This is a genomic window from Arthrobacter sp. ISL-5 (assembly GCF_018613835.1).
Lineage (GTDB): Bacteria > Actinomycetota > Actinomycetes > Actinomycetales > Micrococcaceae > Arthrobacter.
Window position 1 is genome coordinate 31,193 of the sequence record NZ_JAGGPM010000001.1, and the last position, 26,300, is coordinate 57,492.

The following is a 26,300-nucleotide window of genomic DNA, read 5'->3' on the forward strand; positions in this document are numbered from 1 at the left end:
GCAGGCGCCTGTCAGCGGCCGGTTGCGCGTCGCTCGAGCAGCGCCGGAAAGTCCTTGATGGACGGAACGACGGCGGTGGCACCTGCTGCTCGCAACGTCGCCTCCGAGTGCGCTCCGGTGAGGACGCCAGCAGCCACGGTGGCGCCGGCACGCAGGCCGGTGTGGATGTCCGCGCTGGTGTCACCCACCACGGCGACCTTCCGGACGTCATCGATGTCGAGGGCAAGGACGGCCGTCAGGACCATGTCCGGGAAGGGCCGGCCGCGCCCCGCATCAGCCGGGCACAGGCTGAGGTCGGCAAGACCCATCCAGCCGAGGGACTCCAGCACCATGTTCTGCGTGTGCCGCCCAAAGCCGGTGGCCAGGCAGACCTTGATGCCGGCATCGCGCAGCCGGCCGATGGATTCCTCGGCCCCGGGAACGGGGCGGATTCCGCCGGCGGCTATCAGCTCGTCGCAATTCAGCTCAAACATCCTGTTGGCGCTGACGGCAGCCTCCGGGTCATCGAACAATTCGCTGAAGACCGTCATCCGGGAGATTCCGGAATGGTCGCGCGCGTAGCCCAGCATGCCCTCAAATTCCGCGGAGCCCTCCGGGACTCCCTGTTCCGCCAGCGTGCGGGACATCGCCCGTTCCATCAGGCCGCCGTCGAACACTGTTGTTCCCACCATGGCCAGCACGGCCAGCCTGATCTCCTGCGCCTCAGGCACGGCAGCCGCGCCGGGGTACCGTTCGCTGCCCAGGGTCGCGCCTGACACTCCCCTGTTGAAGACCGTTGTGCCGTTCATGGCTGTTGCGCTGTCTAACGTCATGGTCAAGCTCCTTTGCCGGCGTGGCCCAATGCTGCACCACCTGTTCCTGCCAGCATGGCCGCTCTTTCTGGTGGCGGCTTGAACCCGATCCGACGGCCGAATGAACATCCTGCCAACGTCAATCTCGGGGTCAATCTCGGGCTGGAACGGGCGTCATTTTGACCCGGACGCAGGGACTCTATTACAGTTGACTCTTGCATGAACCGGCCGGGTTTTCCGGTTGTTTGATGCGGTGCTTCCTTAGCTCAGTCGGTAGAGCGTTTCACTCGTAATGAAAAGGTCATCAGTTCGATTCTGATAGGAAGCTCGAGAAGAACCCCGCATCCCCGCTGATCCAGCGGGGATGCGGGGTTTTTGCTTGGGCGGCATTCCAGCAGTGCACTGTCCAGCACACCACTCAGGAGGGCACCCTCAGTGTCCATCCCACTGATCCGCGCTGGCCGCCGAACTCTATCCGGCCACAGAAGGAGCAGGCCTCGCCGGCTTCAGAGGACGCCAAATGTGGAGACGAGCTGCGCCCGGCCCTCTTCGAGTCGGTACGCGACGCCGACTACCGCGGTGGAGTAATTGTCCACCGCGTCGAAAATCACCCGTGAGCTGTCCAGCAGCCGGGGCACGGTCTGCTTGACGTGTTCGATAACCATCTCGTTGACGTCCGTCTTGTTCTCGCGCAGCGACCTCAGCACAGACGGGGTGATCCGTTCGACCAGGTCGCGGATGTGGCCCGGGGGCACCTCCCCGGTTTCCACGGCGTCTTTCGCGGCCGTGACGGCGCCGCAATTGTCATGTCCGAGGACTACGATCAGCGGGACGTGGAGCACCGAGACCGCGTACTCGAGCGAGCCGAGAACGGCGTCGTCGATCACGTGGCCGGCTGTGCGCACCACGAAGACGTCGCCGAGGCCGACGTCGAAGATGATCTCCGCGGCGAGACGGGAGTCCGCGCAGCCAAAGATGACTGCGAACGGATTTTGGGTAGTCACCAACTCGCTGCGCCGAGAGGCGTTCTGGTTCGGGTGCAACGAATCTCCCGAGACGAAACGCTCGTTGCCGTCAAGCAGGCGCTGCCATGCCTCGTACGTGCTGATTCTGTTGATCACCCACTTACTGTAAGTGGGCGGCTGCGCCGGGCAGGGGAAATGCCGTCCTTAGCCAAAGTCGGAGGACCCGGTAACAGTGTCCAGAATCTTGCGTAGCGACTCCGGTCGGCCAGCCACGTCGATGTCTCCCTTGTCGGTAGAAAACCGGATTACCTGGAATCCCCTATGGGTGACGTACTTGGCTTCATTCCGCTCGATACTCCTGGGCCCGGAAGGCGTCGCCGCCAGGACCCTGAAAGTGGTGGGCCGGCCGGAGGGCTCGAGCGTGTCGTAGACGGCTGGCTGAAACTTCAGCGCTGAGGTCTCATCGAATGAGGCAACGCCCGTGTTCCAGAGACGGCTGAGCGAGCCAGTAAGCGAGTCCGGGTAGCGTATGTAGACCAACATCCCGCCCTGCGAGTCGAGCCTGGAGGCAGTCTCGCGTTGCCGGCGGGCATCGAAGTACCACGAACCTGCCACAAAGAGGGCCCACAGTCCCGCGTTGAAGAGCACCTGGTCCAGCGGATGACCCCAGCTGATGAAGAGAGCGATGCCCGCGCCCCAGGCTACGGCGAACCACAAGTGCAACCATTTTGCGGTGGGCGGCGATCCACTTCCTCATGCCGGTCATCCTAGACGGATCCCTGACCTGCTCGGCGCTGGGACCGCAAAAGACCGCGTGCCGGGCCGTAAACGGGGCCGGCACGCGGTCTTCCTTCGTTGTATTGAGTGGCGGCGTTACCTCAACGCGGCACAAAGATCGAGTTCCCGGCCTGAGCCGCTCACCACCTCGAGAGCTCCGGTGGTGTTGTCGAAAATAAAGACAACCCGTCCGGTGTGCAGTGTGCTGGACACTCCGCCCGGAATATCGGGGCCGGACCGTGACAGGTAATTGTCTCCTGTCAGCGTTATCGTTTGCGTCCCCGCGCCGAAATCAGTACGGACGCCCGAGCCCGTCATCTTAGCTGTGTAGGTCTTTCCGGCGACGGGGTTAAGGGGATCGGAGCCGTAGTTGATGTAGGTGACCATCGAATCCGACGAAGTGGACATGATGCGGGTTACGAAGCCGTCATTATCCGTGAAAGCCCGGGACCACGCTCTATCTCCCCCGGTCCACGTGAATCCAAGGTTGAAGTCGGGACACGCATAGCCGACGGGGATGTACGACGGCGCCTCGGGCACGTCGGGGCCGGACGCCGAAGCGGGCAGAGATGGTACGAGCAATGCTGCTGCCAGGACTGCGGGAGTTGATGCCCTTGCCAGTAATACCCCCTGGGGGTATATTAATGGTGTTGTCAGTGAAGTGGTATGTCCAGGTCGGTGCATTGCATCGCCGTCACAGCCGTTCAACCCCAGCGCCCATCACTTCTTCCCAAGGAATGGAACTGACATGTGCGGAAAAGAATCCCGTAAAGAGCTCCCTCTGGTGTCCTCCGCGTCGGGCTGCAGCTGCAACGGCGTGGAAACGGCGTCCGTCGATCTCGTCCCGGACGGCCGCTCCCGCCTGGTTATCTCCGGATCTGCCCCCGCCGCGGCGATTCGTGTCGCTGTTAACTCCGCCGGATACAGCCTGATCCCCCGTTAGTTCGGTCCGCTGTCCTGTGGACGGTCTCGTCCGCAGGACAGCCTGCACCTCTTAGGGAGGAACAATGGAAGACCAAACTCAGCACCCTAACCACCATCACGACCACCACGCCGGCCCGGCGCACGACGCCAGCGGCGGAGCAGCCTCGATGGCGTCCCCCACGGCAGCGGTGGCGACCGCACCCGGGCGCCACGACCATCATGCAGCGCACGGCGCCCAGGATGACCACACGGTGCACAGCCATGGCCAACACGCCGGGCACAGCACGGCCATGTTCAAGGACCGGTTCTGGCTGACCCTGGTCCTGTCGGTTCCCGTTGTGTACTTCAGCCCGATGTTCGGGCACCTGCTCGGCTACATGCCGCCCGAGTTCCCCTTTTCGACCTGGATCCCGCCCGTCCTGGGAACGGTGATCTTCCTTTACGGAGGCCAGCCATTTCTCAAGGGCGGCCTCAACGAGCTCAAATCCCGGAGCCCGGGGATGATGCTGCTGATCGGCATGGCCATCACCGTCGCGTTCGCTGCTTCCTGGGTAACCAGCCTGGGCATCGGCGGTTTCGACCTGGACTTCTGGTGGGAACTGGCCCTGCTGGTGGCCATCATGCTGCTGGGCCACTGGATCGAAATGCGCGCCCTCGGCTCCGCCCAGGGAGCCCTGGACGCCCTGGCCGCGCTGCTGCCCGATGAGGCGGAACGCATCACCGACACAGGGACCGAGACCGTCAGGGTCTCGGAACTACAGGCCGGGGACACCGTCCTGGTCCGGTCCGGCGCCCGGATGCCGGCGGACGGCACCGTCATCGACGGGCAGGCCGAGTTCGACGAATCCATGATCACGGGTGAATCCAAGACCGTGCTCCGGTCCGCCGGTGACCCGGTGGTCGCCGGAACCGTCGCGACGGACAACACGGTCAGGGTTCGAGTAACGGCAGTCGGGAACGACACCGCGCTGGCCGGGATCCAGCGCCTGGTCGCCGAAGCCCAGGCGTCCTCGTCAAAAGCGCAGGCGCTGGCCGACCGGGCAGCGGCGTTCCTGTTCTACTTCGCCACGGTGGCAGGCCTCATCACCTTCATCGCCTGGACGCTGCTGGGCAGCGTCCCCGACGCGGTCACGCACACCGTCACCGTCCTGGTGATCGCCTGCCCTCACGCCCTGGGCCTGGCCATCCCGCTGGTCATCGCCATCTCCACCGAACAGGCGGCCCGGGCTGGCGTGCTGATCAAGGACCGGATGGCGTTGGAACGCATGCGCACCGTCGACGTCGTCCTGTTCGACAAGACCGGCACCCTCACCAAGGGTGAGCCCGAGCTCAAAGACGTCGCCTCGGCCGGGGGTGTCAGCAGTGACGAGCTGCTGGCCGTGGCCGCCGCCGTCGAGGCCGACAGTGAACACCCCGTCGCCCGTGCCATCGTGCGGGCAGCCCGCCAACGGGGCCTGGACATTCCGCAGGCTACAGGCTTTACCTCTATGACAGGCCGGGGCGTCCGCGCCACCATCGAAGGCCGCACCCTCCGGGTCGGCGGCCCCGCCTTGCTTCGGGAACTCGGCCTCACCGAAGGCGAAACCCTGACAGCGTCCACGCGGGCATGGATGGACCGCGGCGCTGCCGTGCTGCACATCGTGGACGGGAACCGGATCCTTGGTGCCGTCAGCCTGGAAGACGCTGTGCGTGCGGAGTCGCGCCAGGCCGTCGCCGCCCTGCAGAAGCGGGGCATCAAGGTCGCCATGATCACCGGCGACGCCCGCCAGGTCGCCGCAGCCGTGGGAGCCGAGCTGAACATCGACGAGATCTTCGCCGAAGTCCTGCCCGCGGACAAGGACAAGAAAGTCGCGGAGCTCCAGGGACGAGGCCTGAAAGTCGCCATGGTCGGCGACGGCGTGAACGACTCCCCGGCGCTGGCCAGGGCCGAGGTCGGCATCGCCATCGGCGCCGGCACCGACGTCGCGATGGAATCAGCCGGCGTGGTCCTGGCCGGCAATGACCCTCGCGCGGTCCTGTCGATGGTGGACCTGTCCCGGGCCAGCTACCGGAAGATGTGGCAGAACCTCGTGTGGGCCACCGGCTACAACATCATTTCCGTCCCGCTGGCCGCCGGAGTGCTCGCCTTCGCCGGCGTCGTGCTCTCCCCCGCCGCCGGCGCGGTCCTGATGTCCGCCTCCACCATCGTCGTCGCCCTGAACGCCCAGCTGCTGCGCCGGCTGAAACTGAACCCCGCCGGGGTCCGCTGACCCAGACGGCACCGGGCCACCGGGGTCACAGCCGGTAGCCTAGAAATCACATCCCGAACGGAAAGGAGGAACGTCATGGCCGCATCCCACCGGAAAGCCGCGCCGGCGTTGCTCCGCCGCACGGGCCTGCTGGCCGGCATCCTTGCGGTCCTCGCCGGGATCCTGGGCATGCACGTCCTCACGGGGACCCACAGCATGCATTCCCCTGCCGCCCTCACAGCCGGCGCCAGCGGCGCGACGGTCCACACAGGAGCCGCGGCGGGCCATGTCCATGCGGCCCAGGGCGCCGCCGCCACGTCCCCAACCCACGTTGATTCGGGCAAGCAGGTCGCTGCCAGCTCCTCAGTGGAGCCATGCTCGTGCTCCGACAGCTGCGCGAGCACGCACACGATGACGGTGTCCTGTACACCGTCGGGGAAAACGGGGTCGCTCTCTGTCCCGTTGCCCGGCACGGCGGTTTTCGACGTTGTCTCCAACGCCCGGGCACCGGGGGCGCTACCCGCTTCTTATTCCTATCTACCCGGCAGTCCGTCGCCGGGTGAGCTGTCTATCAGCAGAACATAAACCAAAGGCCGTTTTGCGCCGGGAACGACCAGTTCCGGCGCGCACACGTCCCTTGCTGAGGCCCCTGCTGTGGCCCTCAGCCCCCGCACCCGCTGATGCACACTTCCCGACGGCGCCATGCGCCCAACGATGATTTGAAGGACCTCATTTCCCATGAATAAGAAACTTCTGCCTCTGTCCGCCACTGTCATCGCGGCGGCTCTCGCCCTGGCCGGCTGCGCGAGCGGGTCCGGATCCGGAGCATCCGGCACGTCCATGCCCGGCATGGACCACGGCAGCACCTCCTCCAGTGCCCCCTCCACCAGCGCCCCGGCTTTGGCCACGGAACACAACGCCGCGGACGTCACGTTCGCCCAGATGATGATCCCGCACCACGCCCAGGCCGTTCAGATGAGCGACATGATGCTGAAGAAGCCGGACATTCCTGCCGAGGTAACGGCCCTGGCAACCAAGATCAAGGCCGCCCAGGACCCTGAAATCGAAATGATGACCGGCTGGCTCCGGAGCTGGAACGAACCAACACAGCTGCCCTCCGGCCACAGCAGCCACAACATGAGCGGCATGATGAGCGACGACGACATGAAGAAACTCGGTGCCGCCCAAGGTACGGAAGCTGCCCGGCTCTTCCTGAAGCAGATGATCGCCCACCACGAAGGCGCGATCATGATGGCCAAAACCGAGAACAGCGCCGGTAAGAATACGGACGCGATCAAGCTCAGCAAGGACATCGTGAGCGCGCAGGAAGCCGAAATCCAGGAAATGCAGAAACTGCTGGCAACCCGCTAGCCCGCGCGCCGTCCGGCACCTGGCCCCTGCCGCCCCTTGCGGCAGGGGCGGTGTCGCCGCCTGCTGCCCTTCCTTCCTGCACCCGAGTCACGCCCCGCGCCGATGGGGCGGTATTGTTTCCCAGTGGGTTTTCCCTTCCCGGATCGGCCCGGCGCAAGGCTGGCCCGAGGGAAGGGAACAGTGATGAGTAAGTGACCGCCAGGTATCCGTCGACTCGTGTGACCGAGAGCCGTGACGTGTTCGCCCGCGTCGGCCGTTGGCTCGGGGACGAATCGGGAGACCGCACCAGGCCAATCATCCTGGCCGTAGTGCTGATACTGGCGGCGATCGGGCTGGTCCAGGTCGCCTCGGCATCATTCGTCGAGTCGGTCGCGAACGGGCTCAACCCCTACGACCTGCCCCTGAAGCAAGGCATGTGGACGGTGGGCGGCGTGCTCATCATGTTCGGCCTGGCACGCCTCCCGGCCCGGCATATCCGGAAACTCGCCTGGCCCCTGCTGGTGGCCGCCATTGTTTCCCTCGGCCTGGTGTTCACGCCCCTGGGCATGACCGTGAACGGCAACCGGAACTGGCTGAGTTTCGGCGGGTTAACCGTCCAGCCGTCCGAGTTCGCCAAACTCGCGCTCATCGTCTGGGCGGCAGCCGTCCTCTCCCGCAAACAAACATTGCTCCGCGAGTGGAAGCACGCCGTCATCCCGGTGGTCCTCCCCGCCGGTGCGCTCATCGTCGGACTCGTCGCGCTCGGCCGCGACCTTGGCACGGCCATGATCATCATGATGATCCTCGCCGCTGCCATGTTTTACGGCGGCGTACGGATGAAGGTCTTCGGCGTCGCCGGCGCCTTCGGCACGGTGGGTGTCCTCGTCCTGGCGGCCACCAGCGGCAACCGCGTCGACCGCATTTCGTCCTGGCTCGGCATGGGCTCGGCTGACGACGCTCAGGGCGTCGGCTACCAGGCGTTGAACGGCCAGTACGCACTGGCCTCGGGCGGGTGGTTCGGGGTAGGCCTCGGCCAGAGCCGGCAAAAATGGAACTGGATCCCTGAAGCCCACAACGACTTCATTTTCACGATCCTCGGCGAAGAACTCGGGTTGGCCGGCACGCTCTTGATCCTCGGGCTATTTACCGTGCTCGCCATCGCAGTTTTCAAAGTCATCGCCCGGACCCAGGACACGTTCGCCCGCATCGTGTCCTCCAGCGTGATTACCTGGATCATAGGCCAGGCCATAGTGAACATCGCCATGGTCAGTGGGCTGCTTCCCGTCATCGGCGTGCCGTTGCCGTTCATCTCCTACGGCGGCTCCGCCATGGTCTCCTCGCTCGCAGGGATCGGCATGATCCTCGCCGTCACCCGCACGGAACCAGTAGCAGTCCGCGGCCCCCGGCCGAAGAAACGTACGTTGGTTGCCCTGTGACGACGGCGACAATTTCACTTCTCAGGCGGTGAACGTCACGTCTTTCGCGTCCCTGACCTGTGCGGTACGGCCGGGAGCCGTGTGGTACTTCCAGTAGAGGTTCGTGTGCGCAATGACTTTGTCCGGCGGCGGGGCGCCCCACGCGCTCTGATCCTCCGTCGTGTGTGCATCGCCGACGAGCGTGACGTCGTAGCCGCGAACAAAGGCCCCATGGATCGTGGACCGGATGCATTCATCCGTCTGAGCGCCAGTCACGACCAGGCGACCTACCCCTGCTTTGGCCAAGACGTCTTCCAGATCGGTGTCTTCGAAGGAGTCCGGAAACGACTTGTGCACCAACGGTTCCGGCTCCTGGCGTGCCAGCTCCGGGACGTACTTCCAGTCGTCGCTCCCCCGCTCCAGCTGGTCGTCGGAGTGCTGGACCCAGACGATCGGGGCGCCAGCGTCGCGTGCCTTGTCGACCAGCGTGCCGATGTTGGCGATGACCGAGTCGCGCTGGTGAACGTCGGCCACCACGCCCACCTGGACATCGATGACCATCAAGGCGGTGTTGGGTCGATCTGGCAGTGTGGTCATGACGATCTCCTCTGATGTTGGGCGGGCCCTGCCACTCGATCATGATAAGCCGGTCCGACGGCGTCGGCTCCTGTCCGGACGGTGCTTTGCGGATTGAAATCCAGAGTCGGGACGCGTTAATTGCGGGCCAGATAGTCGGGGTCCGAGTAGGGCACCCCATGTGGGGGTAGCGCCCCTGTCGTTTGCCCAGATTCTCCCGGCTTTCCCTAGGGTGGTGCCGCCAGACTCGATTATCTGGACGAAACGGGCACCCTCATGCAGCACAATCTCAAGACCTACTCGTTTCCGCTCGGCGCGGGAAAGCAATGCCCCTCGGGAACGTTCCACCTGGACCTGGCATCGGGCCGCTGCGACTGGTCCGACGGCCTGTTCGCCATCCACGGCTACGCCCGCGGGGAAGTCGTCCCCACCGAGGCACTGATCATGGCCCACAAGCATCCGGAGGACCGCGGGCCTGTCCGCGAGCTGCTCAATGAAATCCGTTCGAGCGGGGGGCAGGGAGCCCTCTTCCACCGCATCATCGACTGCCAGGGGCGAGAGCATCGTGTGCTGACCCTGGCGCAGGCCTGCGAAGGCCATGGACCGGTGACGGCGATTCAGGGCGTGGTGATGGACCTTACCCGGACAGTGGCGGCGGAAGCCAGCCGGGAAGCCGCAGCGGCAGTGGCCGGGGCTTACGCCAACAAGGCAACCATCGAGCAGGCCAAGGGAATCATCATGGGCCGCCTGGACGTTCCGGCAAACGAAGCCTTCACCATCCTCGCTGCCCGAAGCCAGCACACCAACACGAAACTCGCCGCCGTCGCGGCTGAGCTTGTCGATGCAGCGGGCCAGGGGAAGGTGACGGCGGCCCTGCAACGCTGGGGGATTTCAGAGCCTGCCGGAACACGCATATGGTCCTGACGTCGGCCGCATTCAGCGGGCGTCTCTTCGCCGGCGTCCCGACTCGGGGTCGGCTTGACCCTGCGATGGCGGCGACCCGCTCGGGGCAATAAGGAGCTCACCGAGCCTGGCTGCTTCAGCATGCGAGAGCCACACGGAGAACGGGTGGTCGTCGTCCATCCGCTCGATCGTCAACGTAACACCGTTGCCCCGCCCGCCAACAAGATAGTCCGCCAGGGCCGGCGCCAGGTCCGGTCCCATCAGAATGCTCCCCTCGCGCCCCGTGCAATCCCAGCGTTCGCCTGCGTCCAGCGCACGCTTGTGCTCTCCGCAGACCAGCGCTGTGACCCTCGAGTCGGCCGACACGAAACGATCAGCCGAAGGATTAGGGCATCGAAGCACCTGGCATCCAGTCATCGCTGCTCCTTCCTGGCCGTATCGCTGCCTGGGCCGCGTCCCTGCTGGAGCATGTCCCGGCCCGCAACTCCAGGATTCGATAGACGGCTACGTTCCCCCCGGAAGACTCCACTCTCGCTGGTCCGCCTTGGGAAAATCCCGGAGCCATGATGCCCCCTTGTGCTCCGGACGCCCTGATCAAGGGGGCCGGCGTACACGGCGCCCGAAGCCTGGGAGGAATTCCGGGAACCGGAGCCCGGAAAGACAGCACGGAAGGGCAGTCCCTCGTTCCTTCGTCCGGACGGGTGTGCACGACGACCGTCGAGACGGGAACAGGGACCCGTCAGCATCCCCTGGAAATGGTCGATCCTAAAGTGCCCCGCGCAGGCGGCATGTCCCCTTATATCGCGGGACCGGTCAGACCCGGCTTCTGCGGGTGACTGCACCGAAGATCAGCAGCACGATGACGGCGCCCAGGATGGACAGCAGCCATGTCCTGAGGTCAAAGAATTCACCAAGACCCCCGCCGAAGACCAGGGATCCGATCCAGCCGCCGAGTATCGCCCCGACTACGCCCAGGACCAAGGTCAACAGCCACCCGCCGCCCTGCCTCCCCGGAAGAATGGCTTTGGCTATGGCTCCTGCAATCAGGCCGAGCAGGAGAAATCCGAGAAATCCCATGACGCACTTCCTTCCAACACACGTACCGCTGGCATGTCGCCAACCGTATTTATGAGTTAATCAGTATGCTTAGTATCTGGCAAGCTTTTGGCTTATGATGAGGCTGTAAGCCGCCGGCGGATCCGTCGACGGAAGCCAACGGCGAGGGGAGACACCATGGGTTTGGATGACAAGATCGAAAACACCGCCGAGAAACTCGGAGGCAAGGGCAAGGAAGCCGCCGGCGAGGCTACGGGCGACGAGAGCCTGAAAGCCGAAGGCCAGGGCGACCAGGCCAAATCAGACCTGAAACAAGCCGGCGAAAAGGTCAAGGACGCGTTCAAGGAATAACCGGCCGACGGGACTGAAGAAGGGTGCAGCCCCACACCGGCGCCGCACCCTTCTTGTCTGTGCTGACGGCACGGATATTCGCGGCAGGACGAGTGGTCTGCCCGCCGGTGCGTGACGTCCGTGCGCCCAGGGAAGTCTCTTGTCAGGCCATGGGGGCGGTGCTATAACAAGCCGTATCAGCCGTCGTGGGCCGGTTGGCGCCGTGTCGTAAGCCGGTTAGTGCCATAGAGGATCGAATGTAAGACCAGGGGGTCGGTGACAGCAAGTCACGCCTGATGGGCCGGGACGGGATGCTGGGACACGCTCAGGATGCCACTCGGGCGAAGAGCTTTTAGAGAACGCCACAGCGCAGCGTCGCGCATGTGCAGCACCATTAGCGCGCGGAATATCTGTCCCGCAAAGTGGTCCCCGGTTAGTACCTTCCGGAGACCGCGTCACCCAAAGCTGCAGAGGGAGACAGCAGCACCAGAAGCCATTCACCTGGCTGTTGATCGGATTCCAGTGGATCAGGCGACGATCGTCGGCTATGCCCTCACCTATATCGCGGCAATTATTGCCGTTTTCCTCATGTTCCTGCCCGCTTTCATCCTCTTTGCCCTCCTCCTGCTCGTGGCAGCAGCGGTGCAATTGGTGATCCTCTTCTTGAACGCCATGGCCGTCGGGCTGTACCGGAGCCTTGGGAGAGCGCATCGGAACATGACCGACCGGTGGCACCGGACCCGGGGAGGCGGCAAACTGGTCCCGCATTGACCGGCGCCGGCCGGGTCTGATGCCGCGGCAAGACGTCCGCTCGTCCTGACATGCCGCAGGCGGCCCTATGATGGCTGGCATGGTGGAGGTTCTGGAGGACGTCGCACGGCGGCTGTACGCGCTGCCTTTCGACGAGTTCGTGCCCGCACGGACGGTCGCCGCCAAAGACGCCGCAGCCGACCGCCCGCTTTCCCAAGCGATCCGGGAGCTGCCCAAGCCCTCCGTTGCGGCCTGGGCAGTCAACATGCTGGCACACAACCGGCCCGAGGCTTTGCAGCAGCTCAGCGACCTCGGCCAGACCATGCAGGACGCTCAGGCTTTACTCGACGCCGCCGCCCTGCGTGAACTGGCACGCGAGCGGCGGAAGCTCCTTGGCGAGGCGGTGGCGTCCGCCAGGCTTGCTGCTGAGGAGCACGGACGGAAAATCAGCGGACCCGTGGCCACTGAGGTGGAGGAGACCCTCCGCGCGGCCACCGCCGACCCAGCGGCGGCCGCTGCGGTGCAGAGCGGGATGCTGTTGCGGGTTCTGTCGGCCGACGGCGTGGATCAGGTTGATCTGGGCGGCGCGGTTGCGGTTCCTGCCGCCCTCGGCGCACGGCCGGCCAGGCCGCGGACCGCGCGCACAACTGCCGGACAGGCGTCGACGGCCGGGCGGCCGGCGCCGCCGCACGCATCCGGGCAGTCCGGCGCCCCGCAGAAGCCGCGCCTGCAGGCCGTGCGCGAGGCACCCCGCCCGCCGTCGCCGTCGGTGCTGGACAAAGCGCTGGCGGCCCTCGCCGAAGCCGAGACGGCGGCCGCGGAAGCTGTCGGCGAGGCGGAGTTTCGCACGGAGGCGCAGGAGGAGGCGTCTGCGGCGTTCGACCGGCTGACGGCCGCGGTGACCGATGCCCGGAAGCGGCTACAGACACTGGAGGTCTCGCTGGAAGCGGCACGGAAGGAGCGGGATGTGGCTGCCGCGGAGGCAAAGCAGGCGGCCAGGGCAGCGGAGAAGAGCCAGCGGTCAGCCATGCTGGCGAAGGAACGGGTGCTCCGGCTGCGCAACACACCGGACTGAAGCACGAATAATGTCAGACCCCGGTTGCACCATGGAGTCATGGAAATGAACCAGGAATTCCACGTAACGTATTTCGATGCCGACTGCGGGCGGGCCAGGACCGAGGTGTTCGACACCGCCGCGGACGCTGAGCGGTTTGCCAGCCGCAGCATTTCCGGCGAGGACGGCTGGGCTGTAGTTGATGCCGTGGAGACGCGGCAGGACCGGCTGGCAGCTTAAGAGACTGCAGCTTAAGAGACGGCAGCCCCGTCCGCGCTGGTGAACAGTGGGGACTGATCAGCGGGGACGGGGCCAGCAGCCAGACTAGGCGAAGTCAGAGACCGCAGGGTCCGGGCCGATCCGCCCGGCACCTTCTGCGGTGCGGTCCAGGCCGTTGATCGCCTCGACGTCCTCCGCGTCCAGCGTGACGTTCAGGGACTCAAAGTTCTCGCGGATCCGGGACTCCGTGACGGACTTCGGGATGACCACGTTCCCGACCGCCATGTGCCAGGCGATAACCACCTGCGCCGGCGTGGCCCCGTGCTTGGCAGCGATGCCGGCGATGATGGGGTCCTCGAGCAGTTCGCCGCCCTGGCCCAGCGGTGACCAGGCCTGGGTCAGAATGCCCTTGGACGCATGGAACTCCCGGAGCCCCGCCTGGTTGAAGAACGGGTGCAGCTCCACCTGGTTTATGGCCGGCACCACTCCGGTCTCGTCGATGATGCGCTGGAGACCCTCGACGGTGAAGTTTGAGACGCCGATGGACTTGACCCTGCCGCGCTTCTGAAGCTCGATCAGTGCCTTCCAGGTGTCCACGTACTTGTCCTGCTTCGGCTGCAGCCAGTGGATCAGGTACAGGTCCAGGGTTTCCAGGCCGAGGCGCTCCATGGACTCTTCAAAAGCCGCCAGCGTGGATTCGTAGCCCTGGTCCGAGTTCCAGAGTTTGGTGGTGATGAAGATTTCCTCGGGTGACAGTCCGGAGCTGGCGATGGCCCGGCCAACACCGGACTCGTTGCCGTAGATCTTGGCCGTGTCGATGTGGCGGAAGCCCGCCTGGAAGGCCTGAAAGACAACCTTCTCGGCGATGTCGTCTTCAACCTGCCACACGCCGTAGCCGAGCTGGGGAATGGTCTTGCCGTCATTGAATGTCAGTGTTGGTGAAGAAGTCATCTGCCTATCCTGCCAACAATGGGCACACCGGCGCAGCCCCCGCGGCGAGGCTAAGCTAGGCGCTTAATGCCCAGGGCCAGTCAGGATTCGGCCAGGAGTCGCTCGGCGTCGGCCACTTGCTCGAAGACCGTTTCGGCACGGCGCCGCACGGACGCGGCACCCACCGGAACGGGACCGACGGCGAGGCGGAGCATCGCTGCTGCCTCAGCAGTGGCGGCCAGCGAGTTCCCCGCCTTCGACAGCGCGCGGTGCACACCGGACAGCGCATGCGGAATATCAAGCCCGTCGCTTGGTGAGCGACGCTGTGCCTCGACGCATACGCTGCGTACACGGCCGGACAGCTCCGCCAGCTGGTTGGCCACGTCGACGAGCTCCACGTAAAGCTGTTCGTCCTCGACGCCTTCCAACACCTGGTGGTAGCGGTCCAGACCGCGGTGGAAGCGGTCGTGGGCGCGACGCCACAAGCCCTTGCCGAGTTCGGCGTCGTCTTTCCGCCCTTGCCTGGCGGCCGTGAAAAAGCCCAAAGATGACCTACAAGTACTGTCCGGGGCCGTGATCGGAATCTTCCTTCCGCCCTGGTTGAGGGGTGCCGGCCGTCGGCTGCGGGGCCTTGGCTCGCTGCGGCTCGCCGTTCTCGCCGATCACAACGCCGGGTGCAATGACAGTCCCCGGGGGAAGCTGCCGCAGCTGGATTTGGGCCATGGCCTGCTCCCGGGCTGCGTGCTGGGCGGCAATGGCCGTTTGGATGCCGTGGAACAGGCCTTCCAGCCAGCCGACCAGTTGGGCCTGGGCTATCCGAAGTTCGGCGTCCGACGGCGTCGCGTTATCCGGGAAGGGCAGGCTGATCCGTTCCAGCTCCGCCACGAGCTCAGGCGCCAGGCCGTCCTCGAGTTCCTTGATGGAGCGCTCGTGGATCTCCGCCAGGCGGCCCCGCGCGGCGTCGTCCAGGGGCGCTGCCTTCACCTCTTCCAGCAACTGCCGGATCATGGTGCCGATCCGCATCACTTTGGCGGGCTCATCCACCAGGTCCTGCAGGCTGGCTCCCTTGGGCTTGGCCGGCTCCGAGGGCGTGTGGCCCTCCGCCGGGACAGCATCCCCGTCAAGGGTTGTGCCCTCCACGGGTACGTCGTCGTTTGACTGGAACCCGCCCTGCGGGGCAGTACCGGCATCTTCGGCCGCCCGAGGTTGAGTGTCTTTCGGATCGCTCATGCGTTCATACTCTCACGAGCCCGGAATGCGGAGTCCAGTCAATGAAGCTCCTTGACCAGGATTTCGCCTTCATCGGCAACGAAACCGCATTTGCCGTAAAAACCCACGGCGTAGGTGCTGGCCGGGACCCACACTTCCGCCACTCCGTTCTCCTTCATCCACGCTTCCATCGCCGCCACCATGGCCCGCCCGATCCCCCGCCGGCGCCAGTCCGCATGCGTCCCCATCTCCATCAGCAGCAGTTCGGCCCAAGGGCCGGCAGTCCGGCGGCGCTGCACGTAGCAATGCAGGAATCCGACCACCCGACCGCCGGCCTCGGCCAGCCAAAGAGCACCGAGGGGTCCGCCAGAAAGTCCCGGGCGCCGTCGGACGTCAGCGCGCCCGACGGCTCCGTGGCTGGATCCTCGTCAAAGAGGTTGTCACGTTCCGCAAGCGCGTTCAGCGCTGCGGCGTCGTCCGGTCCGATCCGCCGGATCAAGACCCCGGCGGGCACGGCCGCCAACGTCAGCAGCACCTGCCCTGCGGGTTGGTGTCCTGGCGGTCCGTCCTGTCCCGCCAGAATTCCCGCTCGGTCATGGGCGGCGCCTGGTGGCCGGAGGCGGCGTGGTGCTCCAGGTATTTCTGGTACGCGTCCGCCCCCATCACGCCGCCGAGATAGCGGGCGAAGCCCCGGAACCCTTCGAGAATCGTGTTCATGACCAGATCCGCATCAGTGGTGCGCGGGCTTTTCGAGCCGCAGCTCCGCAGGGAGTTTGTTCCATTCGGCCATCAGTTCCCGCTCCGCCGCCGTGGGAATGAACCCAGCCGGCGCGTAGCCCCGGGACGGCACGGCCGGGTCCTCGTGGTCCTTGTGGGCAACGCCGGCACGTTCATGGCGGAACGCCTTCGACGTGGCGATCAGCGCCGTGATGATGACGATGATGCTCAGGACCACGAAAATCACCGACAGCCAGCCCTGGATCATGGTGTTGCGGACCACGGCCTCCATAGCAGCCACGGTCTTGGCGGTTCCGAACTCCGTCTTGCCGTCCGCCAGGGCCTTGGAGAAGGCTGCGTTGTTGGCGAAGTAGCCCACGGCCGGGACGGGCGAGAAGATCTTCTGGAAGCTCGCGGTGATGGTCACAACGGCCGCGAACGCCAGCGGCAGGGCCACAATCCAGAGGTACTTGAATGAGGCCCGCCTGGCTGCGATGGCCAGGCAGACGGACAGGGCGATGGCGGCGAGCAGCTGGTTGGCGATGCCGAACAGCGGGAACAGCGTGTTGATGCCGCCCAGCGGGTCGGTGACGCCCATCAGCAGCACCGCGCCCCAGGCACAGACCATGACAGCCGTGCAGAGCCAGGCCCCCGGCCGCCAGGAGTGTTCCTTGAACTTGGGCACGAAGTTGCCGATCGAGTCCTGCAGCATGAAGCGGGCCACGCGGGTGCCGGCGTCCACGGCGGTCAGGATGAACAGCGCCTCGAACATGATGGCGAAGTGGTACCAGAACGCCATCATGGCCGTGCCGCCGATGAACTGCTGCATGATATGGGCAAGTCCGACGGCAAGCGTGGGCGCACCGCCGGTCCGGGAGACAATGCTCTCTTCGCCGACGTTGGCCGCCGTCTGCGACAGGAGGTCCGGGGTGAGGTTCACACCGGCAAGACCCAGGCTGTTGACCCAAGTAGCAGCAGTTTCCACCGTGCCGCCGGTCAGGGCGGCCGGGGAGTTCATGGCGAAGTACAGACCGCGGTCGATCGAGATGGCAGCGACGAGGGCCATGATGGCCACGAAGGACTCCATCAGCATGCCGCCGTAGCCGATGAGGCGGGTCTGGCGTTCCTTTTCGATCAGCTTCGGTGTGGTGCCGGAGGAGATCAGGGCGTGGAAGCCAGACAGCGCGCCGCAGGCAATCGTGACGAACAGGAACGGGAACAGGGCCCCGGGGAACACCGGCCCGTTCTCCCGGCTCGCAAACTCGCTGAAGGCCGGAACGGTGATTTCCGGGCGGACCACAATGATGGCCAGCGCCAGCATGACGATCACGCCGATCTTCATGAACGTGGAGAGGTAGTCGCGCGGAGCAAGGAGGAGCCAGACGGGCAGGATCGCGGCGATGAAACCGTAGAAGATGAGGCCCCAGGCGATGGTGACCTTGTCCAGGTGGAAGAAGGCCGCACCCCACTCGGTGTCCGCGACAAGGCCGCCGCCGATGATGGCGGCCATGAGCAGGACGAAGCCGATCAGGGAAACTTCCAAGACCTTCCCGGGCCGGATGAAGCGCAGGTACACGCCCATGAAGAGGGCGATCGGAATGGTCATCCCCACGGAGAAGACGCCCCACGGGCTTTCACCGAGGGCGTTTACGACGACGAGCGCGAGGATGGCGACGATGATCACCATGATGAGCAGCGTGGCGATGAGGGCGGCGGTGCCGCCGATCACGCCGAGTTCCTCACGGGCCATCTGGCCCAGCGAGCGGCCGCCCCGGCGCATGGAGAAGAACAGGACCAGGTAGTCCTGCACGGCACCTGCCAGCACGACGCCGATGATGATCCAGATAGTGCCGGGCAGGTAGCCCATCTGGGCCGCGATGACAGGGCCCACCAGCGGCCCGGCGCCTGCGATGGCGGCAAAGTGATGGCCGAACAGGACGTTGCGGTCCGTGCGGACGTAGTCCTTGCCATCTGCCTTATATTCGGCCGGAGTGGCGCGGCGGTCGTTGGGCCTGGTGATGTAGCGTTCGATCACCTTGGAGTAGAAGCGGTAGCCGATGAGGTACGTGCAGACCGAGGCAAACACGAACCAGATTGCGTTGACCGTTTCACCCCGGATGATCGCGAGCATGAACCATGCCACGCCGCCCACCAGCGCAATCGCCGCCCAGATCGCAATCTTCGCGGGCGTCCACGTACTCTCTTCGGCTTCGCGGACGGCTTCGTCCACGGCGGTCGGCGGCAGCGATGGATCCGGCGTCAGTTCCAGATCCTCGTCCGTCGTCCGAGCCCTGCCGCCAGGCATGCTGCTCATGTCTCCTCCTTGAGATTAAAAAATGTGACAACCCCCTGAAGCGCACCCTACCAACGGGTGCCAACAATCGAAACGCACAATTGCAAGACGCCGCCGGACGAAGCGCCGAGCGGTGCAGCCGAAGCGGTGAACGGGAGGTGTTGCGGCCGCTCCATGTCACGGTGCCAGGCCGGAAAGCCGCGCCCCGGCCGAAGGTCCGGCTCACCTTGGCGAGCTCCAGGACCTGCCGCGGCCCCTGGACGCTCACCGCCGTGTCTCCGCGTTGAGCGGGGCGGCCTCTTCCACAGTGACCCCGTTGGATGCCTTGCGTACTGCGCTGTTCGTGCCGGCCGTCTGCGAGAGCTGGACCATGCGGGCTTCGCAGAGATCCAGCCAGCGGACCTCCGCCTCGGTCTGGAATATCAGCGAATCCAGCACCAGCAGCCAGGCCGTGTCGCCCGGGCGCTGGCTGGCGGCCGTGTCACGCCGGGACTTCGTGTAGTCCTGCAGGGCCCGCATGGAGGCAACGCGTTGCGCCTGGATGATGGAGGCCACGTCCACGCCGGGCAGCGTGACGGCGAGCGCCAGTTTGATGGCGAGCTCGTTCCGCGGCGGGTTGCTCCGCTCCACCGGCGAGGCGAACCAGCCCTGGACCTCGGCCTTGCCGGCGGCCGTAATGCTGTAGACCACGTGGCCTTCGCCGTCGCCGCCGTCGTTACTGACCCGGCCGTCGCGCTCGAGGCGGTCCAGTGTGGTGTAGACCTGCCCGATGTTGAGCGGCCAGGTGGACCCGGTGCGGTCCTCGAATTCGACCCTGAGCTGGTAGCCGTAACGCGGCTGGTCCTGCAGCAGGGCGAGGAGGCTGTGGCGGATGGACATGTTGCTCCTTGGTTAGGAAGGCCGCGGTATGCACAAGCCCTCAAGACCAGTGCATACCGCGTATATGCCGAGCCTAGCCGCATCGTCCGGACATGGCAATACCGGGTATGCAAAACTGTGGTTCTTGCCGGGAAACCGGCGTGCGCCTGCTACATGACCAGCAGGATCTTGCCCACGTGCTCGCCGGAGTCGAAGTACTCATGGGCCGCCCTGACCTGGTCCAGCGGAAACGTCTTCGCCACGAGCGGGTGGATCCGCCCTTCGGTGATAAGGGGCCAGACGGAGTCCCGGACAGCCGTCATGATCACGCCCTTCTCCTCGACCGGCCTGGGCCTGAGCGCTGTGGCGACGACGGCAGCGCGTTTCCGCAGCAACTGCCCCAGGTCCAGCTCGCCCTTGGCTCCGCCCTGCAGCCCGATGACGATGAGGCGGCCGTAGTCTGCAAGGGCATCGATGTTCTGCTGCAGGTACTTGGCTCCCACGACATCCAGGATCACGTCCGCGCCCTTGCCGCCGTTCTGGGCCCGGAGGCTCTCGGCGAAATCCTCCTCGGCATAGTTGATGGCGATGTCGGCCCCGAGGAAGGCTTTGGCGGTGCTGACTTTCTCCTCGGTACCGGCCGTGGTGGCCACGGTTGCACCGATTGCCCTCGCGAACTGGATGGCCATGGTGCCGATTCCGCCGGTGGCGCCGTGGATCAGGACGGTCTCGCCGGCCTGCAGCTGTGCGGTCATGATGAGGTTCGAGTACACGGTCGCGGCCACCTCCGGGAGGGCCGCCGCGGTAACCAGGTCAACGCCGTCGGGAATCCGCACTACCTGCTCCGAGCGGACCGCGACCTGCTGCGCATAGCCGCCGCCCGCCAGCAGAGCCACCACCTTGTCTCCGATGGAGAACGGCTTGGTGACTCCCGGACCGAATCCGGCGATGCGTCCGGAGACTTCCAGGCCCGGAATTTCCGAGGCGCCGGGAGGCGGCGGGTAGAAGCCCTTGCGCTGATGCACGTCGGCGCGGTTCAGTCCCGCTGCCACGACGTCGATCAGCACCTCGCCCTCGCCCGGAACGGGGGCGGGCACGTCACGGATTTCCAGCTTTTCGGGCCCGCCCGGCTCCGAGATGTAGACGGCTTTCATGGAGAACTCCCGATTTCCTAGCTGATTACTGCCCAAAAATAGTGTGCACCGGCAGCAACCGCCACACTCCGGTTTTTGTTGCAGCCAACTGCCTATGAAACACTACTAGTTAGGGAAGGTTGTCCGAGCGGCCGAAGGAGCTGGTCTTGAAAACCAGTGTGCGGTAACCCCGTACCAAGAGTTCGAATCTCTTACCTTCCGCGCAGTGCAGTCAGAGCACAAAGTAGGGCCGGTCGGGCCAATCGAAAGGTTGGTCCGACCGGCCCTTCTGCGTGGGCAAGTACAGCTGCGGGCCGCGACTCCAAAAGCAGGTAAACCGAGTACCGCCTCCGCAGAAATCGAGTACGCACCACGCATGCGCAGACCCCTGCTGAGGGCGTTCACTGGAATCAGCATCGCTCCTTCCTCCGAAAGCGGGAAAGGGCTTCAGCATCACAGCGATTTAGGGGGAGGTTCGCCGTCATGAGTAAGTCTGACAAACAGAGCCTGAGGTACTCGGACTACTACTGGTGCATGTCCCTGAAAGACTTCATCGAATGGGTCGAAGCGGACGACGACCAGGAACCCGCAACGTCGTATTCGGACCAGCGCTGACGCCCTCACCATTGAAACTGTCACACCCCCGGCATAGTCTCGATCCTGTCTCCATGACCGCCATGAAGTGCGGAGACTTTCTGCACACCACACCAGGAGCTGATCATGCCTACACCCGACATCACGCCCGGCGCACCCTGCTGGATTGACCTCATGACCTCGGATCCCGACCAAGCCAAGCGCTTCTATGGCGAACTCTTCGGCTGGGAATTCCAGACCGGGGACCAGGAAAAATACGGCGGCTACATCACGGCTGCCAAGAACGGTAAGTCCGTTGCGGGGCATCATGCAGAAGCAGGAAGACCAGGCCGGCATGCCGGACATGTGGTCCACCTACCTGCGCACTGATGACGCTGCCGCCAGTGCCGTCGCGGTCAGGGCCAACGGCGGCCAGGTCTACATGGAGCCCATGGATGTTCCCGAACAGGGCCACATGGCATTCTTCGGGGATGCTTCGGGGGCCGCGATCGGCGTCTGGCAGCCCCGTGAAATGCGCGGCTACGAGCTTGTCGCCGAACCCGGCGCTCCCGCCTGGCACGAGCTTCACACCAAGGACTATGCAACTGCCGTGAAGTTCTATGAGGACGTCTTCGGGTGGGACACCGACGTCATGAGCGACACGCCCGAGTTCCGCTACACCACCCTGGGCGCCGGCCGCGAGGCGAAGGCCGGCATCATGGACGCGTCGGGCTATCTCCCCGCGGACGTCCCGTCCAACTGGCAGATCTACTTCGCCGTGGAAAACGCCGACGCATCCATCGAGCAGGCAGTTGGCATGGGCGCAACCCTCGTCGACGGGCCGGACGATACGCCCTTCGGACGGCTGGCCACCCTGGCTGACCCCACCGGCGCCATGTTCAAGATCGTTCAGGACACCGGCCAGGGCGCCTGAGACCGGCGCTTGAGCCCTTCCGACACTAAGTAAATTCACCGAACAAATACCGGCCGGTCGCTTCCCTGCAAGCTACCGGCCAGTAGTCTTTGTGCTGGCCGGAGGCGGGCGTTCCGCTGGGGAGCGTTCCGCCACAGGGCGGCAGCAACGGAACTACCGGGCTGGATCTCCCCGCCGCCGACGTCGTGGCCGCTGGCTTCAACCCTGCCGTAGGGGGCGGAACAGTCGTCCTCGCCAAACAAGCCACGGCGCTCAACCCGCTTGCCACCGGCTCGGTCGTCGAGCCGGAAAATGTGGCCGACCTCCTCGGCTACGGCTCCTCCAACACATTCGAAACGCAGGCTGCCGCCGCACCGGCGGGCATCGGGGACGTGAAGAGCCTCAACCGCAGCAACGGCGCGGACAGCAACAACAATTTCGCGGACCTCATGCTCGGCGCCGCCATCACGCCGAAGGCCGCCAACGGCACCGGAAACCCCGGTCCGGTGGATCCGGGACCGGTCACGCCGCCGGCCGTCCGGACCATCGCCGAGATCCAGGGCACCGGCGCGGCGAGCCCGCTGGCCGGATCGTCCGTCACCACGCGCGGCAAGGTCACGGCAACGTTCCCGACCGGCGGCTTTGCCGGCTTCTACCTCCAGACCGCCGGAACCGGCGGGGACCTGACGCCGGCCAACCACACGGCGTTGGACGCTGTCTTCGTCTACTCGCCGTCCACGGTCAGGTCGGTTCAAATCGGCGACTACGTCGAAGTCACGGGCACCGTCTCGGAATTCTTCAACATGACCCAGGTGACCGTTGCAGCCGCCGCGGACCTGAAAAAGCTCACCGAGGCCGCGCCGGAGGTCAAGGCCACCGGCTTTGCCCTTCCGGCCGACGACGCCTTCCGCGAATCTCTCGAGGCGATGCTGCTGGCACCGCAGGGGCCCGTGACGGTCACCGACAATTATGCGCTCAACCAGTACGGCGAGATCGGCCTGGCCGGCGGAACTGCGCCGCTGGAACAGCCCACCGCCGTCGCCGCCTACGGCTCCGCCGAATACGCGGCCACGGTTGCTGACAATGCCGCCCGCGGCATCAAGCTCGACGACGGCGCCACCACCAACTTCCTCAAGGACGCCGCGTCCAAGGCCCAGCCGCTGCCCTACCTGACCGCCTCGGATCACGTCCGCGTGGGTTCCCCGGCGACCTTCAAGACCAACGTGGTGCTCAGCTACGCCAACAACGCCTGGAAGTTCCAGCCCCTGACCCACCTGAGGCCAGCCAATGCGGACACCGTCCAGCCCGCAAGCTTCGGCCCCACCCGCACGGATGCCCCGGCGGCCGTGGGAGGCAACCTGAAGCTTGCCTCGTTCAATGTGCTGAACTACTTTCCCACCACCGGGGACCAGATCCCCGGCTGCACCTTCTACACGGACCGCGACGGAAACCCCATCACCGTCAAGGACGGATGCAATGTCCGCGGGGCGGCGAACGCCGCGAACTTCCAGCGCCAGCAGGACAAGATCGTCGCCGCCATCACCAAATCCGGCGCCGACGTCGTCTCCCTCATGGAGGTTGAAAACTCGGCCCAGTTCGGCAAGAACCGCGACGACGCCGTCGCCAGGCTCGTGGAGGCGCTGAACATCGCCACGCCCGGTATCCGGGACTACGTCCGCACCCCCGCCAACGCTCCCCCGCTGGCCGACGAGGACGTGATCCGCACCGCCTTCATCTTCAAGATGGCCGCAGCGGTGCCGGTCGGCGAATCCGTTATCCATAACGACACCACGGCCTTTGCCACCGCCCGCAAGCCGCTGGCCCAGGTCTTCAAGCCGGCGGGCGCCGCAGATGACAAGAAGTTCATCGCGATCGCCAACCACTTCAAGTCCAAGGGTTCGGCAGCGACTCCTGATGACACCGACAAGGGCCAGGGCGCCTCCAACCTGGCCCGCACGGCGCAGGCCAAGTCCCTGCTGGCCTTCGCCGACGGACTGAAAACGTCCAAGGGCACGGACAAAGTCTTCCTGATGGGCGACTTCAATGCCTACGCCAAAGAAGATCCCATGAACGTCCTCGCCGCGGCCGGGTACGTGAACCAGGGCGAGAAAGCCATGAACGCCGACGGCAGCGCCCAGCACTCGTATCTCTTCGGCGGGCTGGTGGGCTCCTTGGACCACATCCTGGCTTCGCCGGCCGCCAACGCAGTGGTGACGGGCGCGGACATCTGGAACATCAACTCCGTGGAGTCCGTGGCGCTCGAATACAGCAGGTATAACAACAATGTGACCAACTACTATGCGCCGGACCAGTACCGGGCCAGCGACCACGATCCGGTGGTGGTGGGCCTGGACCTGCTGGCCGCACCTGTCACACCGGCCACCGTGGACCTGAACTTCCTGGGCATCAACGATTTCCACGGCCGCATCGACACCAACACTGTGCTGTTTGCCGGGACCATCGAGAAGTTGCGTGCCGCGGCGCCGGGGGCCACCGCCTTCCTGTCCGCGGGAGACAACATCGGGGCCTCGCTGTTCGCGTCCTCCGTCGCCAGGGACCAGCCCACCATCGACGTCCTGAACACGCTGGAGGTGAAGGCCTCAGCGGTGGGCAACCACGAGTTCGACGGCGGCTGGACCGACTTGCGCGACCGCATCGCCGCGGGCGGCAGCAACGCCAAGTTCCCCTACCTGGGCGCCAACGTCTACAGGAAGGGCACCTCGGAGCCCGTGCTCCCGGAGTTCACCGTCCTCGAGATGAGCGGCATCAAGGTGGCCGTCATCGGCACCGTGACCCAGGAAGTGCCGTCCCTGGTCACTCCTGCCGGGATCACTGAACTTGAGTTCGGCGATCCCGTCGACGCCATCAACCGCGTCGCGGCCAGGATCAAGGCGGAGCACCTGGCCGACGTGATCGTCGTGGAAAACCACGACGGCGCCGGGTCCGGAACACCGGACGGCGCCACGTTGGAGCAGGAGGTCGCAGCCGGCGGCCCCTTCGCCAAACTGGTCACCAAGACGTCCGCCGACGTCGACGCGATCTTCAACGGCCATACGCACAAGGAGTATGCCTGGGACGCGCCGGTTCCCGGGGTGCCGGGCAAGACCCGGCCCATTGTGCAGACCGGCAACTACGGCGAGAACATCGGCCAGATCCAGCTGACCGTGGACACCAGGACGAAGGCTGTCACCGGTTACACGGCAGGAAACGTCACGCGCACCACGGACGCCGCCGCGGATCTTGTGGCCGCCTACCCGAGGGTTGCCGCCGTCGACGCGATCGTCAGGAAGGCTCTCGCCGAGGCCGCGGAGATCGGAAACCAACCGGTGGGCAAGGTGACCGCCGATATCACCACTGCCTTCACCCCCGCCACGGACACCACTGCGGCGAAGCGGGACGACCGCGCCAGCGAGTCCACCCTGGGCAACCTCGTGGCGGACTCCCTCGTAGATGCGCTCAAGGCGCCGGAACTGGGCGGGGCCGAAATCGGCCTCGTCAATCCCGGCGGCCTGCGCAACGAGCTGTACTTCGCACCCGACGGGACCATCACGTACGCCGAGGCCAATTCCGTCCTGCCATTCGTGAACAACCTGTGGACCACATCCCTCAGCGGGGCACAGTTCAAGACGCTCCTTGAACAGCAGTGGCAGACCAACACCGACGGCAGCGTCCCCAGCCGCGCCTACCAGCAGCTGGGCCTGTCCAGGAACGTCAACTACACCTACGACGCCGCCCGCGCCGCGGGAGACCGCATCACCTCGATCCGCGTGAACGGGGAACCGGTTGATCCCGCCAAGTCCTACCGGATCGGCACCTTCAGCTTCCTGGCCACCGGCGGCGACAACTTCCGGATCTTCAAGGACGGCACCGGCACCGATGACTCAGGCCTCGTGGACCGCGACGCCTGGATCAAATACCTCAAGGACCACAATCCGGTGTCCCCCGACTTTGCCCGCCGCACCGTGTCCGTGGTCAACACGACGCCGGCGGCGGTCAAGGGCGGCGACGCCATGACGCTCGAAGTCGCCAAGCTGGACCTGACCTCGCTGGGCAGCCCGGCCAACAAGTCACTGACTGCCGTGTTCACGGACGCTGCGGGCACGTCCACCCCGCTGGGCACGGTTCCCGTGGCCTCCGGGGCTGCCAACGTGAACCTCGCGGTGCCGGCCAAGGCCGCCGCCGGGGCGGGCACGCTGACGCTCACCGCGGCCGAGTCGGGGACCGTGGTCAAGGCCGCCGTTCAGGTCGCCTCCGGCCCCAAATAGGAATGCTCCCCGTTGCAGCGGGGAGCATTCCTTTTTCCGCTCCTGCGGCTGCGGCAGGAACTGCGAGAGGG

At 65.5% G+C, this 26,300-nt stretch carries 26 protein-coding genes, 2 tRNA genes and 1 pseudogene; 14 read left to right on the forward strand and 15 right to left on the reverse strand.

The features are described from left to right. Positions 1-11 precede the first annotated feature (11 nt). Complete coding sequence (locus tag J7I89_RS00135; RefSeq protein ID WP_251044734.1) at positions 12-671, reverse strand: HAD-IA family hydrolase; 660 nt, start codon at positions 669-671, stop codon at positions 12-14. A 375-nt stretch (positions 672-1,046) separates the two neighbouring features. Between J7I89_RS00135 and J7I89_RS00140 the strand changes: the two genes are divergently transcribed. Further along, positions 1,047-1,119: transfer RNA gene (locus J7I89_RS00140), tRNA-Thr, on the forward strand. A gap of 178 nt (positions 1,120-1,297) precedes the next feature. Here J7I89_RS00140 and J7I89_RS00145 read toward each other — a convergent pair. The 3 genes from J7I89_RS00145 to J7I89_RS00155 all read right to left on the reverse strand — a co-directional run bounded on the left by J7I89_RS00145 (position 1,298) and on the right by J7I89_RS00155 (position 3,115). Further along, positions 1,298-1,912 (reverse strand): carbonic anhydrase, encoded by a 615-nt coding sequence (locus J7I89_RS00145; protein WP_214966382.1) that lies wholly within the window; start codon positions 1,910-1,912, stop codon positions 1,298-1,300. Between the two features lie 48 nt (positions 1,913-1,960). Further along, positions 1,961-2,473, reverse strand: coding sequence for a hypothetical protein (locus J7I89_RS00150; RefSeq protein WP_214966383.1), 513 nt, complete (start codon positions 2,471-2,473; stop codon positions 1,961-1,963). A 156-nt stretch (positions 2,474-2,629) separates the two neighbouring features. Further along, on the reverse strand, positions 2,630-3,115 hold the full coding sequence (locus tag J7I89_RS00155; protein ID WP_214966384.1) for a hypothetical protein: 486 nt from the start codon (positions 3,113-3,115) through the stop codon (positions 2,630-2,632). 425 nt (positions 3,116-3,540) lie between these two features. Here J7I89_RS00155 and J7I89_RS00160 point away from each other — a divergent pair, with 425 nt between their 5' ends. The 4 genes from J7I89_RS00160 (at position 3,541) to ftsW (ending at position 8,471) form a co-directional block, all read left to right on the forward strand. Continuing rightward, entirely contained in the window at positions 3,541-5,706 is a 2,166-nt protein-coding gene (locus J7I89_RS00160) for a copper-translocating P-type ATPase (protein WP_214966385.1), read from the forward strand. A 75-nt stretch (positions 5,707-5,781) separates the two neighbouring features. Further along, positions 5,782-6,270: a hypothetical protein gene (locus J7I89_RS00165; protein WP_214966386.1), complete on the forward strand. Its 489-nt coding sequence runs from the start codon at positions 5,782-5,784 to the stop codon at positions 6,268-6,270. 153 nt (positions 6,271-6,423) lie between these two features. Then, positions 6,424-7,056, forward strand: a complete 633-nt coding sequence (locus J7I89_RS00170; protein ID WP_214966387.1) for a DUF305 domain-containing protein — start codon at positions 6,424-6,426, stop codon at positions 7,054-7,056. A gap of 218 nt (positions 7,057-7,274) precedes the next feature. Further along, a complete protein-coding gene (gene ftsW, locus J7I89_RS00175) occupies positions 7,275-8,471 on the forward strand; it encodes a putative lipid II flippase FtsW (RefSeq protein WP_308159766.1) in 1,197 nt (398 codons plus the stop codon). A gap of 21 nt (positions 8,472-8,492) precedes the next feature. On the opposite strand, the gene J7I89_RS00180 is transcribed toward ftsW, so the two are convergent. Continuing rightward, positions 8,493-9,047 (reverse strand): cysteine hydrolase family protein, encoded by a 555-nt coding sequence (locus J7I89_RS00180; RefSeq protein ID WP_214966389.1) that lies wholly within the window; start codon positions 9,045-9,047, stop codon positions 8,493-8,495. A 255-nt stretch (positions 9,048-9,302) separates the two neighbouring features. Here J7I89_RS00180 and J7I89_RS00185 point away from each other — a divergent pair, with 255 nt between their 5' ends. Further along, positions 9,303-9,950: a PAS and ANTAR domain-containing protein gene (locus J7I89_RS00185; protein WP_214966390.1), complete on the forward strand. Its 648-nt coding sequence runs from the start codon at positions 9,303-9,305 to the stop codon at positions 9,948-9,950. Positions 9,951-9,962: 12 nt separating this feature from the next. On the opposite strand, the gene J7I89_RS00190 is transcribed toward J7I89_RS00185, so the two are convergent. Next, the gene (locus J7I89_RS00190; protein ID WP_214966391.1) at positions 9,963-10,346 is read right to left on the reverse strand and encodes a hypothetical protein; all 384 of its coding nucleotides are present in this window, start codon (positions 10,344-10,346) and stop codon (positions 9,963-9,965) included. A 396-nt stretch (positions 10,347-10,742) separates the two neighbouring features. After that, positions 10,743-11,006, reverse strand: a complete 264-nt coding sequence (locus tag J7I89_RS00195; RefSeq protein ID WP_214966392.1) for a GlsB/YeaQ/YmgE family stress response membrane protein — start codon at positions 11,004-11,006, stop codon at positions 10,743-10,745. Between the two features lie 156 nt (positions 11,007-11,162). Here J7I89_RS00195 and J7I89_RS00200 point away from each other — a divergent pair, with 156 nt between their 5' ends. The 4 genes from J7I89_RS00200 (at position 11,163) to J7I89_RS00215 (ending at position 13,359) form a co-directional block, all read left to right on the forward strand. After that, positions 11,163-11,336 carry a CsbD family protein gene (locus J7I89_RS00200; protein WP_214966393.1) on the forward strand — a complete coding sequence of 58 codons (174 nt, stop codon included), beginning with the start codon at positions 11,163-11,165 and terminating at the stop codon, positions 11,334-11,336. Positions 11,337-11,837: 501 nt separating this feature from the next. Then, a complete protein-coding gene (locus tag J7I89_RS00205) occupies positions 11,838-12,086 on the forward strand; it encodes a hypothetical protein (protein ID WP_214966394.1) in 249 nt (82 codons plus the stop codon). 79 nt (positions 12,087-12,165) lie between these two features. Continuing rightward, on the forward strand, positions 12,166-13,140 hold the full coding sequence (locus tag J7I89_RS00210; RefSeq protein WP_251044714.1) for a hypothetical protein: 975 nt from the start codon (positions 12,166-12,168) through the stop codon (positions 13,138-13,140). Positions 13,141-13,179: 39 nt separating this feature from the next. Continuing rightward, positions 13,180-13,359 carry a hypothetical protein gene (locus J7I89_RS00215; protein ID WP_078029946.1) on the forward strand — a complete coding sequence of 60 codons (180 nt, stop codon included), beginning with the start codon at positions 13,180-13,182 and terminating at the stop codon, positions 13,357-13,359. A gap of 84 nt (positions 13,360-13,443) precedes the next feature. Here J7I89_RS00215 and J7I89_RS00220 read toward each other — a convergent pair whose 3' ends face one another. The 8 genes from J7I89_RS00220 to J7I89_RS00255 form a co-directional block, all read right to left on the reverse strand. Beyond that, positions 13,444-14,289 (reverse strand): aldo/keto reductase, encoded by an 846-nt coding sequence (locus tag J7I89_RS00220; protein ID WP_214966396.1) that lies wholly within the window; start codon positions 14,287-14,289, stop codon positions 13,444-13,446. An 80-nt stretch (positions 14,290-14,369) separates the two neighbouring features. After that, entirely contained in the window at positions 14,370-14,813 is a 444-nt protein-coding gene (locus J7I89_RS00225; protein WP_214966397.1) for a hypothetical protein, read from the reverse strand. 7 nt (positions 14,814-14,820) lie between these two features. Continuing rightward, the gene (locus tag J7I89_RS00230; protein ID WP_214966398.1) at positions 14,821-15,498 is read right to left on the reverse strand and encodes a bacterial proteasome activator family protein; all 678 of its coding nucleotides are present in this window, start codon (positions 15,496-15,498) and stop codon (positions 14,821-14,823) included. Positions 15,499-15,536: 38 nt separating this feature from the next. Beyond that, entirely contained in the window at positions 15,537-15,821 is a 285-nt protein-coding gene (locus J7I89_RS00235; protein ID WP_285290158.1) for a GNAT family N-acetyltransferase, read from the reverse strand. Positions 15,822-16,002: 181 nt separating this feature from the next. Continuing rightward, on the reverse strand, positions 16,003-16,194 hold the full coding sequence (locus J7I89_RS00240) for a YbdD/YjiX family protein (RefSeq protein WP_214966400.1): 192 nt from the start codon (positions 16,192-16,194) through the stop codon (positions 16,003-16,005). Between the two features lie 13 nt (positions 16,195-16,207). Next, on the reverse strand, positions 16,208-18,508 hold the full coding sequence (locus J7I89_RS00245; RefSeq protein WP_214966401.1) for a carbon starvation CstA family protein: 2,301 nt from the start codon (positions 18,506-18,508) through the stop codon (positions 16,208-16,210). Between the two features lie 243 nt (positions 18,509-18,751). Next, positions 18,752-19,366, reverse strand: coding sequence for a PadR family transcriptional regulator (locus tag J7I89_RS00250; RefSeq protein WP_214966402.1), 615 nt, complete (start codon positions 19,364-19,366; stop codon positions 18,752-18,754). Between the two features lie 149 nt (positions 19,367-19,515). Next, positions 19,516-20,499, reverse strand: a complete 984-nt coding sequence (locus J7I89_RS00255; protein WP_214966403.1) for an NAD(P)H-quinone oxidoreductase — start codon at positions 20,497-20,499, stop codon at positions 19,516-19,518. A gap of 113 nt (positions 20,500-20,612) precedes the next feature. On the opposite strand from J7I89_RS00255, the gene J7I89_RS00260 reads away from it, so the two are divergent. From J7I89_RS00260 to J7I89_RS00270, 4 genes and pseudogenes are all read left to right on the forward strand, one after another. After that, positions 20,613-20,700, forward strand: a tRNA-Ser gene (locus J7I89_RS00260). A gap of 261 nt (positions 20,701-20,961) precedes the next feature. Next, complete coding sequence (locus J7I89_RS25530; RefSeq protein ID WP_285290156.1) at positions 20,962-21,093, forward strand: hypothetical protein; 132 nt, start codon at positions 20,962-20,964, stop codon at positions 21,091-21,093. 105 nt (positions 21,094-21,198) lie between these two features. Further along, positions 21,199-21,985, forward strand: a pseudogene (locus tag J7I89_RS00265) (VOC family protein). Between the two features lie 89 nt (positions 21,986-22,074). Further along, entirely contained in the window at positions 22,075-26,229 is a 4,155-nt protein-coding gene (locus J7I89_RS00270) for an ExeM/NucH family extracellular endonuclease (RefSeq protein ID WP_251044715.1), read from the forward strand. The last annotated feature ends 71 nt before the right edge of the window (positions 26,230-26,300 follow it).